The organism is Streptomyces sp. NPDC079020 (assembly GCF_044542225.1).
Classification (GTDB): Bacteria; Actinomycetota; Actinomycetes; order Streptomycetales; family Streptomycetaceae; genus Streptomyces.
The window spans coordinates 122,537-139,591 of the sequence record NZ_JBITUB010000011.1 but is presented as its reverse complement, the minus strand read 5'-3'; the positions used below and the strand labels follow the sequence as shown (position 1 = coordinate 139,591).

Annotated in this window: 24 protein-coding genes; 1 reads left to right on the top strand and 23 read right to left on the bottom strand. The window is 67.4% G+C overall.

Translation table 11 applies throughout. The features are described from left to right. Nucleotides 1-90: 90 nt before the first annotated feature. From glmM to ACIGJO_RS23570, 4 genes are all read right to left on the bottom strand, one after another. A complete protein-coding gene (gene glmM, locus ACIGJO_RS23585; RefSeq protein ID WP_399961029.1) occupies nt 91-1,449 on the bottom strand; it encodes a phosphoglucosamine mutase in 1,359 nt (452 codons plus the stop codon). A 211-nt stretch (nt 1,450-1,660) separates the two neighbouring features. Further along, on the bottom strand, nt 1,661-2,197 hold the full coding sequence (rpsI, locus tag ACIGJO_RS23580; RefSeq protein ID WP_399961027.1) for a 30S ribosomal protein S9: 537 nt from the start codon (nt 2,195-2,197) through the stop codon (nt 1,661-1,663). 43 nt (nt 2,198-2,240) lie between these two features. Further along, nucleotides 2,241-2,684, bottom strand: coding sequence for a 50S ribosomal protein L13 (rplM, locus tag ACIGJO_RS23575; protein ID WP_037688030.1), 444 nt, complete (start codon nt 2,682-2,684; stop codon nt 2,241-2,243). A gap of 228 nt (nt 2,685-2,912) precedes the next feature. Continuing rightward, complete coding sequence (locus tag ACIGJO_RS23570; RefSeq protein ID WP_399961265.1) at nt 2,913-4,541, bottom strand: ABC-F family ATP-binding cassette domain-containing protein; 1,629 nt, start codon at nt 4,539-4,541, stop codon at nt 2,913-2,915. A gap of 58 nt (nt 4,542-4,599) precedes the next feature. On the opposite strand from ACIGJO_RS23570, the gene ACIGJO_RS23565 reads away from it, so the two are divergent. After that, complete coding sequence (locus ACIGJO_RS23565) at nt 4,600-5,454, top strand: hypothetical protein (protein ID WP_399961024.1); 855 nt, start codon at nt 4,600-4,602, stop codon at nt 5,452-5,454. Between the two features lie 61 nt (nt 5,455-5,515). Here ACIGJO_RS23565 and truA read toward each other — a convergent pair whose 3' ends face one another. From truA to rplX, 19 genes are all read right to left on the bottom strand, one after another. Next, on the bottom strand, nt 5,516-6,370 hold the full coding sequence (gene truA, locus ACIGJO_RS23560) for a tRNA pseudouridine(38-40) synthase TruA (RefSeq protein ID WP_399961022.1): 855 nt from the start codon (nt 6,368-6,370) through the stop codon (nt 5,516-5,518). Between the two features lie 100 nt (nt 6,371-6,470). Further along, entirely contained in the window at nt 6,471-6,974 is a 504-nt protein-coding gene (gene rplQ, locus ACIGJO_RS23555; protein ID WP_266931740.1) for a 50S ribosomal protein L17, read from the bottom strand. A 152-nt stretch (nt 6,975-7,126) separates the two neighbouring features. Next, complete coding sequence (locus ACIGJO_RS23550; protein ID WP_024755423.1) at nt 7,127-8,149, bottom strand: DNA-directed RNA polymerase subunit alpha; 1,023 nt, start codon at nt 8,147-8,149, stop codon at nt 7,127-7,129. Nucleotides 8,150-8,294: 145 nt separating this feature from the next. Next, nucleotides 8,295-8,699 (bottom strand): 30S ribosomal protein S11, encoded by a 405-nt coding sequence (rpsK, locus tag ACIGJO_RS23545; RefSeq protein WP_003956432.1) that lies wholly within the window; start codon nt 8,697-8,699, stop codon nt 8,295-8,297. 104 nt (nt 8,700-8,803) lie between these two features. Further along, nucleotides 8,804-9,184: a 30S ribosomal protein S13 gene (gene rpsM, locus ACIGJO_RS23540; RefSeq protein WP_018490826.1), complete on the bottom strand. Its 381-nt coding sequence runs from the start codon at nt 9,182-9,184 to the stop codon at nt 8,804-8,806. 194 nt (nt 9,185-9,378) lie between these two features. Then, entirely contained in the window at nt 9,379-9,492 is a 114-nt protein-coding gene (rpmJ, locus tag ACIGJO_RS23535) for a 50S ribosomal protein L36 (RefSeq protein WP_003956441.1), read from the bottom strand. Between the two features lie 60 nt (nt 9,493-9,552). Then, a complete protein-coding gene (infA, locus tag ACIGJO_RS23530; RefSeq protein ID WP_003956442.1) occupies nt 9,553-9,774 on the bottom strand; it encodes a translation initiation factor IF-1 in 222 nt (73 codons plus the stop codon). A gap of 189 nt (nt 9,775-9,963) precedes the next feature. Continuing rightward, nucleotides 9,964-10,800 (bottom strand): type I methionyl aminopeptidase, encoded by an 837-nt coding sequence (map, locus tag ACIGJO_RS23525; RefSeq protein WP_399961019.1) that lies wholly within the window; start codon nt 10,798-10,800, stop codon nt 9,964-9,966. Between the two features lie 123 nt (nt 10,801-10,923). Next, nucleotides 10,924-11,583, bottom strand: coding sequence for an adenylate kinase (locus tag ACIGJO_RS23520; protein WP_399961017.1), 660 nt, complete (start codon nt 11,581-11,583; stop codon nt 10,924-10,926). After that, complete coding sequence (gene secY, locus ACIGJO_RS23515) at nt 11,583-12,902, bottom strand: preprotein translocase subunit SecY (RefSeq protein ID WP_266931743.1); 1,320 nt, start codon at nt 12,900-12,902, stop codon at nt 11,583-11,585. Before secY ends, ACIGJO_RS23520 begins: the two co-directional genes overlap by 1 nt. A 222-nt stretch (nt 12,903-13,124) precedes the next feature. After that, the gene (gene rplO, locus ACIGJO_RS23510; protein ID WP_014047794.1) at nt 13,125-13,580 is read right to left on the bottom strand and encodes a 50S ribosomal protein L15; all 456 of its coding nucleotides are present in this window, start codon (nt 13,578-13,580) and stop codon (nt 13,125-13,127) included. Nucleotide 13,581: 1 nt separating this feature from the next. After that, the gene (rpmD, locus tag ACIGJO_RS23505) at nt 13,582-13,764 is read right to left on the bottom strand and encodes a 50S ribosomal protein L30 (RefSeq protein ID WP_399961015.1); all 183 of its coding nucleotides are present in this window, start codon (nt 13,762-13,764) and stop codon (nt 13,582-13,584) included. After that, nucleotides 13,764-14,369, bottom strand: coding sequence for a 30S ribosomal protein S5 (gene rpsE, locus ACIGJO_RS23500; RefSeq protein ID WP_399961013.1), 606 nt, complete (start codon nt 14,367-14,369; stop codon nt 13,764-13,766). The genes rpmD and rpsE overlap by 1 nt, the downstream gene beginning before the upstream one ends. A 47-nt stretch (nt 14,370-14,416) precedes the next feature. Next, nucleotides 14,417-14,800, bottom strand: a complete 384-nt coding sequence (gene rplR, locus ACIGJO_RS23495; RefSeq protein ID WP_266931745.1) for a 50S ribosomal protein L18 — start codon at nt 14,798-14,800, stop codon at nt 14,417-14,419. Nucleotides 14,801-14,802: 2 nt separating this feature from the next. Beyond that, nucleotides 14,803-15,342 (bottom strand): 50S ribosomal protein L6, encoded by a 540-nt coding sequence (gene rplF, locus ACIGJO_RS23490; RefSeq protein WP_266931746.1) that lies wholly within the window; start codon nt 15,340-15,342, stop codon nt 14,803-14,805. 21 nt (nt 15,343-15,363) lie between these two features. After that, the gene (gene rpsH / locus ACIGJO_RS23485; protein ID WP_124716936.1) at nt 15,364-15,762 is read right to left on the bottom strand and encodes a 30S ribosomal protein S8; all 399 of its coding nucleotides are present in this window, start codon (nt 15,760-15,762) and stop codon (nt 15,364-15,366) included. Nucleotides 15,763-15,986: 224 nt separating this feature from the next. Further along, nucleotides 15,987-16,172, bottom strand: coding sequence for a type Z 30S ribosomal protein S14 (locus tag ACIGJO_RS23480; RefSeq protein WP_003948630.1), 186 nt, complete (start codon nt 16,170-16,172; stop codon nt 15,987-15,989). A gap of 2 nt (nt 16,173-16,174) precedes the next feature. Beyond that, nucleotides 16,175-16,732 (bottom strand): 50S ribosomal protein L5, encoded by a 558-nt coding sequence (gene rplE, locus ACIGJO_RS23475; protein WP_073718383.1) that lies wholly within the window; start codon nt 16,730-16,732, stop codon nt 16,175-16,177. Beyond that, nucleotides 16,732-17,055, bottom strand: coding sequence for a 50S ribosomal protein L24 (gene rplX, locus ACIGJO_RS23470; RefSeq protein WP_018550616.1), 324 nt, complete (start codon nt 17,053-17,055; stop codon nt 16,732-16,734). Before rplX ends, rplE begins: the two co-directional genes overlap by 1 nt.

Here is a 17,055-nt window from a genome sequence, read left to right as displayed (position 1 = left end):
GACGGTCCCCCGCCCGGCCGGACTCCCGTCCACCACCCGCACCCCGTGCCCGCACCCGTCCCGGTCGCGGTCGCGGCAGGCTCCCGGCCGCTATCCGAGCGCGGACTTCACCACATCGGCCAGCCGGCCGGCCACGGCCCGCGCCTGCTCGATGTCGGCCGCCTCGACCATGACCCGTACCAGCGGCTCCGTACCCGACTGGCGCAGCAGCACGCGTCCGGTGGAGCCCAGCTCGCGCTCCGCGTCCAGCACCGCGGCGGCCAGTTCGGCGCACGTGGCCACCCGGGACTTGTCGACGTCCGGCACATTGATGAGGACCTGCGGCAGGCGCGCCATGACCCCGGCCAGCTCGGCGAGGCTCCGGCCGGTCGCGGCGACCCGGGCGGCCAGCATCAGGCCGGTCAGGGTGCCGTCGCCGGTCGTGGCGTGGTCCAGCACGATGACATGGCCGGACTGCTCGCCGCCGAGCGCGAAGCCCTCGGCCTTCATCGACTCCAGGACGTAGCGGTCGCCGACGGCGGTCTGGACGAGCCGGATGCCCTCCCGCTCCATGGCGATCTTGAAGCCGAGGTTCGACATGACGGTGCCGACCACGGTGTCCTTGCGCAGCTTCCCGGCCTCCCGCATGGCGAGGGCGAGCACGGCCAGGATCTGGTCGCCGTCGATCTCCTCGCCCGCCGCGTCCACAGCCAGGCAGCGGTCGGCGTCGCCGTCGTGGGCGATGCCGAGGTCGGCGCCGTGCTCGACGACGGCGGCCCGCAGCAGCCCCAGATGGGTGGAGCCGCAGCCGTCGTTGATGTTGAGGCCGTCGGGCTCGGCACCGATCGTGATGACCTCGGCCCCGGCGCGGGCGAACGCCTCGGGCGAGACACGGGCGGCGGCGCCGTGCGCCTCGTCCAGGACCACCTTCAGCCCGTCGAGCCGGTTCGGCAGGACCGCGATGAGGTGGGCGACGTAACGGTCGAAGCCCTCCGTGTAGTCGGTGACCCGGCCGACCCCTGCGCCGGTCGGGCGCGCCCACGGCTCACCGGTGCGGTGCTGCTCGTAGACGGTCTCGATCCGGTCCTCCAGCTCGTCGGCGAGTTTGTGCCCGCCGCGGGCGAAGAACTTCACACCGTTGTCCGGCATGGCGTTGTGGCTGGCGGAGAGCATCACGCCGATGTCCGCGCCGAGCACGCCGGTGAGATACGCGACGGCGGGAGTGGGCAGCACGCCCACGCGCAGGACGTCCACGCCCGCGCTGGCGAGGCCCGCCACCACGGCGGCCTCCAGGAACTCTCCGGACGCGCGTGGGTCCCGGCCCACCACGGCGGTTGGCCGATGCCCCTCGAAGGTGCCCGCCTCGGCCAGTACGTGCGCCGCCGCGACCGAGAGACCGAGCGCGAGCTCGGCCGTCAAGTCCGCGTTGGCGACACCGCGCACGCCGTCCGTGCCGAAGAGTCGTCCCACTGGTGTCCTCCGAGATGCTCCGAAACCGCACAATCACAGCAACAAAAACGGGCAAAACGCAACAAGCCACAGCGGCGCGGCGCGCCACCGGACAGGGAAATGCCAATAAGCGTCTTATGCCGTTATACGCCCGCGAGGGGCGATAAACGAACGCCCCAGCAGCACGGAGTGTGCCGCCGGGGCGAACGTGTAAAACAGACGAGCAGGCGATTTAGCGCTTGCTGTACTGCGGGGCCTTACGGGCCTTCTTGAGACCGGCCTTCTTGCGCTCGACCGCACGGTCGTCGCGGGAGAGGAAGCCGGCCTTCTTCAGCGTGGCGCGGTTGTTGTCCACGTCCGCCTCGTTCAGCGCGCGGGCCACACCGAGGCGCAGGGCACCGGCCTGGCCGGAGACGCCGCCACCCGAGATACGGGCGATGACGTCGTAGCGGCCGTCGAGCTCGAGCACCTTGAAGGGCTCGTTGACTTCCTGCTGGTGCACCTTGTTGGGGAAGTAGTCCTCAAGGGTGCGACCGTTGATCTTCCACTTGCCGGTGCCCGGAACGATCCGGACGCGGGCGATGGCGTTCTTGCGACGGCCGAGGCCGGCCGCGGGCTGGGGGTCGCCGAAGCGGCCGGCGAGGGACTCGCTGGTGTACTCGCCCTCGACGGGGACCTCGGACTCGAAGGTGGTCACCTCGGCGAAGGTCTCTTCGCCCTCGGTGCCCGCCACGTCTTCGGTGGTCGTCTCAACAGTGGTCTCGGCCACGATGCTCCTCAGATCTTTCTGTATGTCTTGGGGGTGGCCGGAACTACTGCGCGACCTGGGTGATCTCGAACGGGACCGGCTGCTGAGCAGCGTGCGGGTGCTGGTCGCCCGCGTAGACCTTGAGCTTCGAGAGCATCTGACGACCCAGGGTGTTCTTGGGGATCATGCCCTTGATGGCCTTCTCGACAGCCTTCTCGGGGTTCTTCGAGAGCAGCTCGTCGTAGCGCACCGAACGGAGACCGCCCGGGAAGCCCGAGTGGCGGTACGCCATCTTCTGGGTCTTCTTGTTGCCGGAGAGGTGAACCTTCTCGGCGTTGATGATGATGACGAAGTCGCCCATGTCCATGTGGGGGGCGTAGATCGCCTTGTGCTTGCCTCGGAGGAGGTTCGCAGCCGTGGTGGCCAGACGGCCCAGGACGATGTCCTGAGCGTCGATGATGTGCCACTGGCGCGTCACATCTCCGGGCTTGGGGCTGTACGTACGCACGGTCGTAGCCTTCGCTTCTTCAGTGGATGGGGACCAGACACATGGCACCTCTGAAGCGATCATGCAGCTGGGGCTCACAAGGCCGGAAGCACTGTCCGTATGCGAGCCACTGGTAACTGCTCCAGAGAACCTACGTAAGGGCCCTTCGCGTGAGAACGACGAAGCCAATACGCATAACAATCACCGACACTACCCGTCGCGCCCCGGACGGGTCAAAACGCGCCGCCCCTACCGGGCCCGCTCCACCCTCCGCTCGTCCCACACCGGCTCGGTAGTCTCCCGGACCACCCCGTCCGAGCCGAACACCAGATACCGGTCGAAGGACTTCGCGAACCACCGGTCGTGCGTGACGGCCATCACGGTGCCGTCGTACGCCTCCAGGCCGTCCTGCAGCGCCTCCGCCGACTCCAGGTCCAGGTTGTCCGTCGGCTCGTCCAGCAGCAGCGCCGTCGTACCCGCCAGCTCCAGGAGCAGGATCTGGAACCGCGCCTGCTGCCCGCCGGACAGCTTCTCGAAGGGCTGGTCCCCCTGCCGCTCCAGCTCGTAGCGCCGCAGCACCGACATCGCCCCGCCCCGGTCCTTGGCGTGCTCCGTCCACAGGATCTCGACGAGCGTCTTGCCCAGGAGCTCCGGATGGGCGTGCGTCTGCGCGAAGTGCCCCGGCACGACCCGCGCCCCGAGCTTCCACTCCCCCGAGTGCGCCACCGGCTCGCCCGCCAGCAGCCGCAGGAAGTGCGACTTCCCCGACCCGTTGGATCCGAGGACGGCGACCCGCTCCCCGTAGAAGATCTCCAGGTCGAACGGCTTCATGAGCCCGGTCAGCTCCAGCCCCTTGCAGGTCATGGCCCGCACACCGGTGCGCCCGCCGCGCAGCCGCATCTTGATGTCCTGCTCGCGCGGCGGCTCCGGCGGCGGCCCGGCGTCCTCGAACTTCTTGAACCGGGTCTGCATCGCCCGGTAGCGCGAGGCCATGTCGGGGCTGATCGCCGCCTGCTGCCGCAGCCGGTGCACGAGCGCCTTCAGCCGGGCGTGCTCCTCCTCCCAGCGACGCAGCAGCTCCTCGAACCGGGCGAACCGGTCCTTGCGCGCCTGGTGGTACGTGTCGAAGCCCGCACCGTGCACCCACACATCGCTGCCCGCCGGGCTCGGCTCCACGCTCACGATCTTCTCGGCGGCCCGGGACAGCAGCTCCCGGTCGTGGGAGACGAAGAGCACCGTCTTACGGGTCTCCTTCAGCTTCCCCTCCAGCCACCGCTTTCCGGGGACGTCCAGATAGTTGTCCGGCTCGTCCAGCAGCAGCACCTCGTCCGGCCCCCGGAGCAGCGCCTCCAGCACGAGCCGCTTCTGCTCACCACCGCTGAGCGTCCGCACCTCCCGCCACTGCGCCTTCTCGTACGGGACGCCGAGCGCGGCCATCGTGCACATGTCCCAGACCGTCTCGGCCTCGTACCCCCGGGCCTCCGCCCAGTCGCTCAGGGCCTGCGCGTACGCCATCTGCGCGGCCTCGTCGTCGACCGCGAGGATCAGCTCCTCGGCCACGTCCACGGCCTTCGCCGCCTCCCGGATACGCGGCTGGGCCACGGACACCAGCAGGTCGCGCACGGTCCGCTCGTCCCGTACGGAACCCACGAACTGCGCCATCACCCCGAGCCCGCCGCTCACCGAGACCGTGCCGCCATGCGGCTGGAGCTCGCCCGCGAGCAGGCGCAGCAGCGTGGTCTTGCCCGCGCCGTTGGCCCCGACGAGGGCGACGACGGCCCCGTCCGCCACCCGGAACGAAGCATCGCCGAGCAGCACCCGCCCGTCCGGTAGGTAGTACTCCAGGTGGCCTGCTTCAAGATGTCCCATGCACAGCATTGTCACGGTCTGCGAAGCCCTGGCCCAACCGGATTTCCGAGGCTCTAAGATTCGCCGCATGAGCTTTGGGCAAGGGGGGCCCTCCTGGGGGCCGGGAGATCAGCACACTCCGGACTGGGCCGCACTGGCCGACGAGTCCGCCGCGCGCGGCCGACGCAAGAAGTGGCTGATGATCGGCGGCGGTGTCCTCGCCACCGCCGTCGTCGGCGCGATCGTGGCCACGGCCGTCATCTCGACCAACAACGGCAACAAGCCGTCCGGCTCCGACAAGAACGCGAGCGAGCTGCCGGCCCCGGCCGAGCTGCCCTCGGACACCTCCGAGCCCGCACCGTCCTTCTCCTCGGTGGCGCCACCGCCCCCGCCGGACCCGAAGGACTACATATCCGACGCCAAGAAGGACAAGGCGCCGATCACCGTCGACGGCTTCTTCCCCGGCAAGAAGCTGACGATGGGCGACCGCGTCCACATCAAGGGCGCCACGAACCGCACCACCAACTGCGCCGCGGGCACCCAGGGCGCGCTCGGCGGGGTCCTCACGAACAACGGCTGCGAGCAGCTCATCCGCGCCACGTACCGCAAGGACGGCATCGCGGTCACCGTCGGCGTCGCGGTGTTCCGGACCGAGGCGCGGGCGCAGAAGGCCGCCAAGCAGGCGTCCGGCGGCATCGCGTCGCTCGGCGGTGAGGGTGTCCCCACGTTCTGCCGTGCCGGTACGGTCTGCCGCCGCACCGCCAACTCCTACGGCCGGTACGCGTACTTCACCGTCGGCGGGTTCACCGACGGCAAGCGCGTCACCACGGCCGACAAGAACGTGTACGCGGTCGGCGACGACCTGACGGACTTCACGTTCCGCCAGATCAGGCACCGCGGCGAGGTCCAGGCGTCCAACGCGGCGGCGGCCCCCGCCGGCTGACGCCCCGCCGGGCACCGCCCCGCAGGAACGGTGCCCGGACGGCCGGGGGCGCCGGAGCGCTTCAGCAGCAGCCCGCCCCCGGCAGCGTCCTGACGTTCCGCGCCTCCAGGGCCCGCGCGGCCAGCAACTCATCGGCCGGGTACGCCACTTCCTCCAGCGTCAGCCCGTGCGGCCGCACCACGTGCACCGCGGGGTCCCGTACCTTCGCCGCCAGGACCTCGGCGGGCCACCCGGCCGGCCGCCGCCCGTCGCCCACGAACAGTGCCGCGCCGATCAGCGCCCGCACCATGTTGTGGCAGAAGGCATCGGCCTGCACGGTCGCCGTCAGCACCCCCGACGCCTCGTCCCGCACCCAGCTCAGCTTCTGGAGCGTACGGATGGTGGTCGCGCCCTCGCGCTTCTTGCAGTACGCCGCGAAGTCGTGCTCCCCGACCATGAGGGCGGCCGCCCCGTTCATCGCGTCCACGTCCAACGACCGGTCGTGCCACAGCACATGACCGCGCGTCAGCGGGTCGACGCCGCCGGGGCGGTCCCCCACCCGGTAGGCGTAGCGCCGCCACATCGCGGAGAACCGCGCGTTGAACCCGGCCGGAGCCACCGCGGCCCGCCAGATCCGCACATCCAGCGGCAGCCGCCCGGCCATCCGCCGCAGCAGCTTCTCCTCGTGCTCGGCCCACACCTCGGCCGGCAGGTCGACATGCGCCACCTGCCCCCGCGCGTGCACCCCGGCATCCGTACGCCCCGCCACGGTCAGGTCGTAGGTGCGCGAGGACCGCGTCACGGTCCGCAGCGCGTCCTCGATCTCCCCCTGCACGGTCCGCCTGCTGGTCTGCTTCGCCCAGCCGGAGAAGTCCTTCCCGTCGTACGAAAGGTCCAGCCGCACCCGTACGAATCCGGGCTCCGCCTCGTCACTCACCACGCGTCCCCTCTCGAAACCCGTTCCACCCCGTCACAGCAGAACGGGCCCGCACCGCCCCGAAGGGTGGTGCGGGCCCGTCCCGTGGTCTTCAGAACGCTCAGGCGTCCTTGGACTCCGCGTCGGCCTCGGCCGGCTTGGCGTCCTCGACGACCTCGGCCGGAGCCTCGTCCTTCTTGAGGGCGTCCTCCTTGACCGCACGCTTCGTCGCGGCCTCGGCCTCACCGGTGGCCTGCTGGGCCACGGTCAGCGCCTCGACCAGCTCGATGACGGCCATCGGGGCGTTGTCGCCACGACGGTTGCCGATCTTGGTGATGCGGGTGTAACCACCGGGGCGGTTCTCGTACCGCGGGGCGATCTCGGTGAAGAGCGTGTGCACGATGCTCTTGTCCGTGATCGTCTGCAGCACCAGGCGACGGTTGTGGATGTCGCCCTTCTTCGCCTTGGTGACCAGGCGCTCGGCGACCGGACGCAGGCGACGGGCCTTGGCCTCGGTCGTGGTGATGCGACCGTGCTCGAACAGCGACTTCGCCAGGTTGGCGAGAAGCAGACGCTCGTGCGCGGCGCTGCCGCCCAGACGGGCACCCTTTGCGGGACGCGGCATGGTGTTTCTCCTTGTGTGCTGCACCGGCCGTATCAGGTACCGGTGTCAGTTCCCGTGCGGCGGTCGCCACACGGAAGTCCAGGTGCTGGAAGCATTCCAGCCCGACCCGTCCGGGGCACCCGAAGAACCCGGGCACCCCGTCCGGGGGCGTTCTAGTACTGCTCGGTCTCCACGAAACCGGCGTCCGCGTCGTCGTCGGCGCCGAAGGCGTCGGCGGCGGCGGTCGGGTCGAAGCCGGGAGGCGAGTCCTTCAGCGCGAGGCCCATACCGGCCAGCTTCGCCTTGACCTCGTCGATCGACTTCGCACCGAAGTTGCGGATGTCGAGCAGGTCGGCCTCGGAACGCGCCACGAGCTCACCCACGGAGTGGATGCCCTCGCGCTTGAGGCAGTTGTACGAGCGGACCGTGAGCTCCAGCTCCTCGATCGGCAGCGCCAGATCGGCGGCCAGGGCCGCGTCCGTCGGCGAGGGGCCCATGTCGATGCCCTCGGCGTCGATGTTGAGCTCGCGCGCCAGACCGAACAGCTCGACCAGGGTCTTACCGGCGGACGCCATGGCGTCGCGCGGGCGCATGGCCTGCTTGGTCTCGACGTCGACGATCAGCTTGTCGAAGTCGGTGCGCTGCTCGACACGGGTCGCCTCGACCTTGTACGTGACCTTGAGCACCGGCGAGTAGATGGAGTCGACCGGAATCCGGCCGATCTCCTGGCCCGCCTGCTTGTTCTGGACGGCGGAGACGTAGCCGCGACCGCGCTCGACGGTCAGCTCCATCTCCAGCTTGCCCTTGCCGTTCAGCGTGGCCAGGACCAGGTCCGGGTTGTGCACCTCGACACCGGCCGGCGGGGCGATGTCAGCAGCGGTGACCAGGCCGGGACCCTGCTTGCGCAGGTACATCACGACCGGCTCGTCGTGCTCCGAGGAGACGACCAGCTGCTTGATGTTGAGGATGAGGTCGGTCACGTCCTCCTTGACGCCCGGCACGGTGGTGAACTCGTGCAGGACACCGTCGATCCGGATGCTGGTGACAGCGGCGCCGGGGATCGAGGAGAGGAGCGTGCGGCGCAGGGAGTTGCCGAGGGTGTAGCCGAAGCCCGGCTCCAGCGGCTCGATGACGAACCGGGACCGGAACTCGTCGACGACCTCTTCGGTCAGCGACGGACGCTGAGCGATCAGCATGAGAGGAATCCTTCAGTCGTGGGCACCCACTATTTGATGCCCGACAGATGAAACAAGGGTACGGGCGGCACACCCCCGAAGAGATGTACCGCCCGGTCCCACAGGTGCGCGTTACACGCGGACAGCCGTTACCGGCGTCCGTGCGTCAGACGCGACGACGCTTCGGCGGACGGCAGCCGTTGTGCGGCGTCGGGGTGACGTCCTGGATCGAACCGACCTCGAGGCCCGTGGCCTGGAGGGAGCGGATCGCGGTCTCGCGGCCGGAGCCCGGACCCTTGACGAAGACGTCAACCTTGCGCATGCCGTGCTCCTGCGCGCGGCGGGCGGCCGACTCGGCGGCCATCTGCGCGGCGAAGGGGGTGGACTTGCGCGAGCCCTTGAAGCCGACGTGGCCGGCGGAGGCCCAGGAGATCACGTTGCCCGAGGGGTCCGTGATCGAGACGATGGTGTTGTTGAACGTGCTCTTGATGTGCGCGTGGCCGTGAGCGACGTTCTTCTTTTCCTTGCGACGCACCTTCTTGGCTGCGCCCTGACGACCCTTGGGGGGCATGTCTTGACTCCAGATGGAGAGGGGAGGTGATCGGTCCTACAGCGAAGACCGCTGGATGCTGCGGATGTCCGGGATCCGGACGCTCGCAGTACGTCCGCTGAGGACTACTTCTTGCCCGGCTTCTTCTTACCGGCGATCGCGCGACGCGGGCCCTTGCGGGTACGCGCGTTCGTGCTGGTGCGCTGGCCGTGGACCGGCAGACCGCGACGGTGACGGATGCCCTGGTAGCAGCCGATCTCGACCTTGCGGCGGATGTCGGCCTGGATCTCGCGTCGAAGGTCACCCTCGGTGCGGAGGTTGGCGTCGACGTACTCGCGGATCTTGACCAGGTCCTCTTCGGCCAGGTCACGAACGCGGGTGTTCGGGTTCACGCCGGTGGTGGCGAGGATCTCCTTGGACCGGGTGCGCCCGATGCCGAAGACGTAGGTGAGGGCAACCTCCACGCGCTTTTCGCGCGGGATGTCAACACCTGAAACGCGTGCCATTCAATGGCTCCAGTTGTTATATCGGGGGTCTTCCGCAGTGCCGCTCCCGGCCGCCGACCTCTCGCTCGGAGAGGTGGTACGTCCGGGTCCCCGGCCCCCGCCGGAGGTGTCGTCAGCCGTGGCTTGGACGGGCTCTGCGTATGTACGTATTACGTGCGTCGCGCGAAGTGCTGCGAGATGCAGGTGGTCGTGCGTCAGCCCTGGCGCTGCTTGTGGCGCAGGTTGTCGCAGATGACCATGACCCGACCGTGACGGCGGATCACCTTGCACTTGTCGCAGATCTTCTTGACGCTCGGCTTGACCTTCATGGGATGTCAGGTTCTCCGGGTCAGTGCCATCACCGCGCCGAAACGGGGTGGGGGCAAGATCTACTTGTACCGGTAGACGATCCGGCCACGCGTCAGGTCGTACGGAGAGAGCTCCACCACGACCCGGTCGTCCGGGAGGATACGGATGTAGTGCATCCGCATCTTGCCGGAGATGTGCGCGAGGACCTTGTGACCGTTCTGGAGTTCCACCTTGAACATGGCGTTCGGGAGGGACTCGATCACGGTGCCCTCAATTTCGATGGCACCTTGCTTCTTGGCCACGCTTCGCCTTTCGAATCGGCTACCTTGATCGACTCCCGTCGCCGTATGCGGACACACGGATGCACGAGAGCCGACGAGTCAGTCTACGTCAGCGGACTCCAAAAGACGAATCCGTCAAGTTTGCCCAGTGCGGGTGATCCTTAGACCTGCCGCAGGGCAGCCCCGTCGAAGGACCGCCCCGCGGCGGGCTCAGCCCAGCGGGTCGGGGGCCGCCGTGATGCCGTACTCCGCGAGCTTCGCCCGGCCGCAGTCCACGGCGGTCAGGACCAGCGGGCCGTTCTCCGTCAGGGCGATGGAGTGCTCCCAGTGCGAGGACCAGGTGCCGTCCGTCGTCAGGACGGTCCAGTCGTCGCTGAGCACCTTCGTCTGCGCCGTACCGAGCGAGACCATGGGCTCGATGGCCAGGCAGACGCCCGGAACCAGCTTGATGCCCTTGCCGCGCTTGCGGGAGACGTAGTTCAGCAGGTGCGGGTCCATGTGCATCTCGGTGCCGATGCCGTGGCCGCCGTAGTCCTCGATGATCCCGTACTTGCCGGTGGCCGGCCGGGGCTGGCGGCGGATGTAGGACTCGATCGCCTTCGAGATGTCGACCAGCCGGTTGTTCACCTTCATCGCGGCGATCCCGGCCCACATCGACTCCTCGGTCACCCGGGAGAGCTCGATCAGCTCCGGAGCGTGACCGGTCCCGACGAACGCCGTGTACGCGGCGTCGCCGTGCCAGCCGTCGATGATCGCGCCGGCGTCGATCGAGATGATGTCGCCGTCCTTGAGGACGGTCTTCTCGTCGGGGATGCCGTGCACGACGACCTCGTTGACCGAGGTGCAGATGGTCGCGGGGAATCCGCCGTACCCGAGGAAGTTCGACTTCGCCCCGTGGTCGGCGATCACCTTGCGCGCGACCTCGTCCAGGTCCTTCGTGGTGGCGCCCGGCACGGCCGCCTCACGGGTGGCGGCGTGAATGGCAGCGACCACCAGGCCGGCCTCGCGCATCTTCGCGATCTGCTCGGGGGTCTTGATCTGCACCATTGCTCGGCGCCTCTCTGCATCGAAGGATGGCGGCTGCGGCCGTACCCAACGATACGGCGCAAACAGTCGGCCGCGGCGCCCCTGGGGCGCCGCGCCCGACTGCGGAGATGAAACGGGGCGTCGCTAGTCCTGGTCGGACTTCTGGAGCGCCTCCATGGCACGCGCGGTCACATCGGTGACCTTGCCGAGCGCGGAGATGGTCACCACCAGGCCCTGGGCCCGGTAGTAGTCGATGATCGGCTCGGTCTGCGTGTGGTAGACCTCCAGCCGGGTACGGACCGTCTCCTCGCTGTCGTCGTCCCGCTGGTACAGCTCGCCGCCGCAGGCGTCGCAGACACCCTCGGTCTTCGGCGGGTTGTACGTCACGTGGAAGACGTGCGCGCTGTCGCTGCGGCAGATGCGGCGGCCCGCGATCCGCTTCACGACCTCGTCCTCGGGGACCTCCAGGTCGAGGACCGCGTCCAGCTCTACGCCCTCGTCCTTGAGCATCGCGTCAAGGGCCTCGGCCTGACCCACGTTGCGCGGGAAGCCGTCGAGCAGGAAGCCGTTCACGGCGTCCGACTGGGCCATGCGGTCCTTGGCCATGCCGATGGTGACCTCGTCCGGCACCAGCTGGCCTGCGTCCATGTAGGCGCGGGCCTGCTTGCCGAGGTCGGTGCCCCGGCTGATGTTGGCGCGGAAGAGATCGCCCGTCGAGATGTGCGGAATCGACAGGTTCTTGGCAAGGTACGCAGCCTGCGTTCCCTTGCCGGCACCAGGAGGCCCGACGAGGACGATTCGCATCAGCGGAGGAACCCTTCGTAATTGCGCTGCTGGAGCTGACTCTCGATCTGCTTCACGGTTTCCAGACCCACACCCACGATGATGAGGATGCTTGTCCCGCCGAACGGGAAGTTCTGGTTAGCACCGCCGAAACCTGCCAACGCCATCGTCGGCACCAGAGCGATCAGACCCAGGTACAGCGAGCCCGGCCAAGTGATCCTGTTGAGCACGTAGCTCAGATACTCGGCAGTAGGTCGACCAGCCCGGATACCCGGGATGAAGCCACCATACTTCTTCATGTTGTCGGCGACTTCCTCGGGGTTGAACGAGATCGCCACGTAGAAGAAGGCGAAGAACACGATCAACAGGAAGTACGTCGCGATGTAGTACGGGTGGTCACCCTTGACGAAGTGGTCCTGGATCCAGGTCGCCCAGCCCGCCTGGGAACCGGAGAACTGGACGATCAGGGCCGGGATGTAGAGCAGCGAAGAGGCGAAGATGACGGGAATCACACCCGCCTGGTTCACCTTCAGCGGGATGTACGTGGACGTACCGCCGTACGACCGTCGGCCGATCATGCGCTTCGCGTACTGCACCGGGATACGGCGCTGGGCCTGCTCGACGAAGACGACGAGCGCGACCATCACGAAGCCGATGAGGATGACCGTGCCGAATTCGATCCAGCCGTCGGCCAGCTTGCCGCTCTCCTTGATGGCCCACAGGGCACCCGGGAAGCTCGCGGCGATCGAGATGAACATCAGGATCGACATGCCGTTGCCGATGCCGCGGTCCGTGATGAGCTCACCGAGCCACATGACGGCGGCGGTACCGGCGGTCATGGTGAGCACCATGACGACGGTGGTGAAGATCGACTGGTTCGGGACGATCTGGTCACCCACGGAGCAGCTGCTGAACAGCGCACCGCTGCGGGCGGTTGCCACCAGACCGGTGCCCTGGAGGATGGCGAGCGCCACGGTCAGATAACGCGTGTACTGCGTGATCTTGGCCGTGCCGGACTGCCCCTCCTTCTTGAGGGCCTCCAGCCGGGGGATGACGACGGTCAGCAGCTGGAGAATGATGCTGGCCGTGATGTACGGCATGATGCCGAGCGCGAAGATCGTGATCTGCAGCAGTGCACCACCGCTGAACATGTTCACCAGGCCGAAGAGGCTGTTGTTGCCCTTGCTTGCCTGGTCAACACAAATCTGGACGTTCTCGTAGCTCACACCGGGCACCGGGATGTGTGCCCCGAGCCGGTAAAGCACGATGATGCCGAGCGTGAAGAACAGCTTCTTGCGCAGGTCGGGCGTCTTGAACGCCCGGGCGAACGCGGTGAGCACGGTGCCTCCTGCGACCCCCGCGCAATGCGTAGAGGTGACGGTCTTGAGGATCGACGAATACGAAACAGTCAAAGGTCCCCGGGCAGTTGCCCGGAGGGATAGCACAACAACGCACGCCACCTTACCGGCGACCATGCCCGCCTAGGAACGACCAACCGGGGATGCCCCATATGAGAGGCATCCCCGGTCGGATGTTCAGTACATCGAGTTGTCCGAGTTGTCTCAGACGAGCTCGGTGACGGTGCCGCCGGCGGCGGCAATCTTCTCCTTGGCGGAGCCGGAGACGGCGTCAACCGAAACCTGCAGCGCCACGGAGATCTCGCCCTGGCCAAGGACCTTGACGAGGTGGTTGTTGCGCACAGCGCCCTTGGCGACCAGGTCGGCCACCGTGACCTCTCCACCCTCGGGGTAGAGCGTCGCGAGCTTGTCCAGGTTCACGACCTGGTACTCCGTGCGGAACGGGTTCTTGAAGCCCTTGAGCTTCGGGAGACGCATGTGGAGGGGCATCTGGCCACCCTCGAAGCGCTCCGGAACCTGGTAACGGGCCTTCGTACCCTTGGTACCACGGCCTGCGGTCTTACCCTTGGACGCCTCACCACGACCCACACGGGTCTTGGCGGTCTTGGCGCCCGGGGCAGGCCGGAGGTTGTGGGCCTTCAGCGGGCTGTTCTCCGCCATGTCAGTCAACCTCCTCAACCGTCACGAGGTGGCGGACGGTGTGAACCATTCCGCGGAACTCGGGGCGGTCCTCCTTGACAACCGAGTCGTTCAGGCGCTTGAGCCCGAGCGTACGCAGGGTGTCGCGGTGGTTCTGCTTGCTGCCGATGTACGACTTCGTCTGCGTGATCTTGAGGCGAGCCATTACGCACCCGCTCCCGCACGCGCACGGAGCAGAGCCGCGGGGGCGACGTCCTCGAGGGGCAGACCACGGCGAGCCGCGATCTCCTCGGGACGCTGCAGGCCCTTGAGGGCCGTCACGGTCGCGTGCACGATGTTGATCGGGTTCGAAGAACCGAGCGACTTCGACAGGATGTCGTGAACGCCGGCGCACTCCAGAACGGCGCGCACCGGGCCACCCGCGATCACACCGGTACCGGGGGAAGCAGGCTTGAGCAGGACGACGCCCGCAGCCTTCTCGCCCTGGATCGGGTGAGGGATGGTGCCCTGGATACGCGGAACCTTGAAGAAGCTCTTCTTGGCCTCTTCAACGCCCTTGGCGATGGCCGCGGGAACTTCCTTGGCCTTGCCGTATCCGACACCGACGGTGCCGTCACCATCGCCCACCACGACCAGCGCGGTGAAGCTGAAGCGACGACCACCCTTCACAACCTTGGCGACGCGGTTGATCGCGACGACGCGCTCAACGTACGCGGTCTTCTCGGCGGCGCTGGCGCCACCGTCACGGCCCTTCCGGTCCCGCCGCTCGCCGCCACCGGCACCGCTTCCGCGGCGCTGGGGTCCAGCCATTGGAATTACCTCTCTCTGTTACGTCCGCTGTGCGTAGGAACCGGGGCTTAGAACTTCAGCCCGGCTTCACGGGCGGCGTCAGCCAGAGCGGCAATCCGCCCGGCGTACTGGTTACCACCGCGGTCAAACACGACGGCCTCGACGCCTGCGGCCTTGGCACGCTCGGCGACCAGGGCGCCGACCTGCTGGGCCTGGGCGCTCTTGTCACCCTCGCCACCACGGATGGAAACGTCCAGGGTCGACGCCGACGCGAGCGTGTGGCCCGCGATGTCGTCGATCACCTGAGCGACCATGTGGCGGTTGGAACGCGTCACGACCAAGCGGGGACGCTCCGGCGAACCGGAGATGTGCTTGCGGACGCGGATGTGGCGGCGCTTGAGAGCGGCGCGCTTGTACGCGTCGCCCTTGGCGATCTTCACACCGTATGCCATGGCTACTTACCAGCCTTTCCGACCTTGCGGCGGATGACCTCGCCCGCGTACTTGACGCCCTTGGCCTTGTACGGGTCGGGCTTCCGCAGCTTGCGGATGTTGGCGGCTACCTCGCCGACCTTCTGCTTGTCGATGCCCTCGACGCTGAGCTTCGTGGGCGACTCGACCTTGAAGGTGATGCCATCCGGAGCCTCGATGAGGATCGGGTGGCTGTAGCCCAGGGCGAACTCCAGGTTGGAGCCCTTCGCCTGGACGCGGTAACCGACACCGCTGATCTCGAGCGCCTTGCTGTATCCCTGGGTCACACCGGTGATCATGTTCGCCACCAGCGTGCGGGACAGGCCGTGGAGGGCCTTGTTCTGACGCTCGTCGTTCGGGCGGACGACGTTCAGAACGCCGTCCTCACCCTTGGAGACCTCGATCGGCGCTGCGACGGTGTGCGTGAGGGTCCCCTTGGGGCCCTTCACCGCGACCGTGCGGCCATCGATGGTGACGTCCACACCGGCGGGAACCTGGATGGGGAGCTTGCCGATTCGCGACATGAGCTATTCCTCCGTTCCCGACTACCAGACGTAGGCGAGGACTTCCCCACCTACGCCCTTCTTGCTGGCCTGCTGGCCGGTCAGGAGACCGTGGGACGTGGAGATGATCGCCACGCCCAGGCCGCCGAGAACCTTCGGCAGGTTGGTGGACTTTGCGTAAACACGCAGACCCGGCTTCGAGATTCGCTTGATGCCGGCGATCGAGCGCTCGCGGTTCGGGCCGAACTTCAGCTCAAGGATGAGGTTCTTGCCGACCTCTGCGTCCTCGACCTTCCAGCCGGTGATGAAGCCCTCCTGCTGGAGGATCTCCGCGATGTGCGACTTGATCTTGCTGTGCGGCATCGCGACGTCGTCGTGATACGCCGAGTTCGCGTTGCGCAGACGCGTGAGCATGTCTGCGATGGGATCAGTCATGGTCATGAGTTGGCCTTCGGCCTCTCTCGCCGGGGTTTCCTGTATGCGCCATCCCTCTCCCCACTCAGTGGCGGGACGGGTGCGGTGCGGGGACCTACGGCGTAGTAAGTCGGTCTTGGGCGGCAGGCGCCCAACCCTTCAAGCCTACGGCATGAAAGGAGGGGCTCCTGCCGACCAGATGCTTACCGAGAGTCTCCGGGTAATCCCAACGCCCAAAGGGCGAGGGGAAATTACCAGGAGCTCTTGGTCACGCCCGGCAGCTCGCCACGGTGAGCCATCTCACGAAGGCACACGCGGCAGAGGCCGAACTTGCGGTAGACGGAGTGGGGCCGGCCGCAGCGCTGGCAGCGGGTGTACCCGCGAACGCCGAACTTCGGCTTGCGGGCGGCCTTAGCGATCAGAGCCTTCTTCGCCACGGTCAGTTCTCCTTGAACGGGAAGCCGAGGTGACGAAGGAGGGCACGACCCTCGTCGTCGTTGGTCGCCGTGGTGACCACGGTGATGTCCATGCCCCGGACCCGGTCGATCTTGTCCTGGTCGATCTCGTGGAACATGACCTGCTCCGTGAGACCGAAGGTGTAGTTGCCACGGCCGTCGAACTGCTTGGGCGACAGGCCGCGGAAGTCACGGATACGCGGCAGCGCGAGCGACAGCGTACGGTCCAGGAACTCCCACATCCGGTCACCGCGGAGGGTGACGTGGCAGCCGATGGGCTGGCCCTCGCGCAGCTTGAACTGCGCGATGGACTTGCGGGCCTTGGTGACGGCCGGCTTCTGACCGGTGATCGTGGTGAGGTCCTTGACGGCCCCGTCGATCAGCTTGGAGTCGCGGGCGGCGTCGCCCACACCCATGTTGACCACGATCTTGACCAGACCGGGAACCTGCATGACGTTCTCGTACGAGAACTCCTCACGCAGCTTGCCGGCGATTTCCTCGCGGTAGCGCGTCTTGAGACGCGGCGCAGTGGTGGTAGTCATCAGATGTCCTCACCGGTGCGCTTGGCAACGCGGATCTTGTTGCCCTCGTCGTCAAAGCGGTAGCCGACGCGAGTAACGACCTTGTTGCCGTCCTTCTCAACAACCAGCTGCACGTTGCTGACGTGGACGGGAGCCTCGGTCGTCACAATGCCACCGGTCTGCGAACCGCGAGCGGTCTGACCGGCCTTCGTGTGCTTCTTGACCCGGTTGACACCCTCGACGAGGACGCGGTCCTGAGCAGGGTAGGCAACGATGACCTTGCCCTGCTTGCCCTTGTCCTTACCGGTGATGACCTGAACCAGGTCGCCCTTCTTGATCTTCAT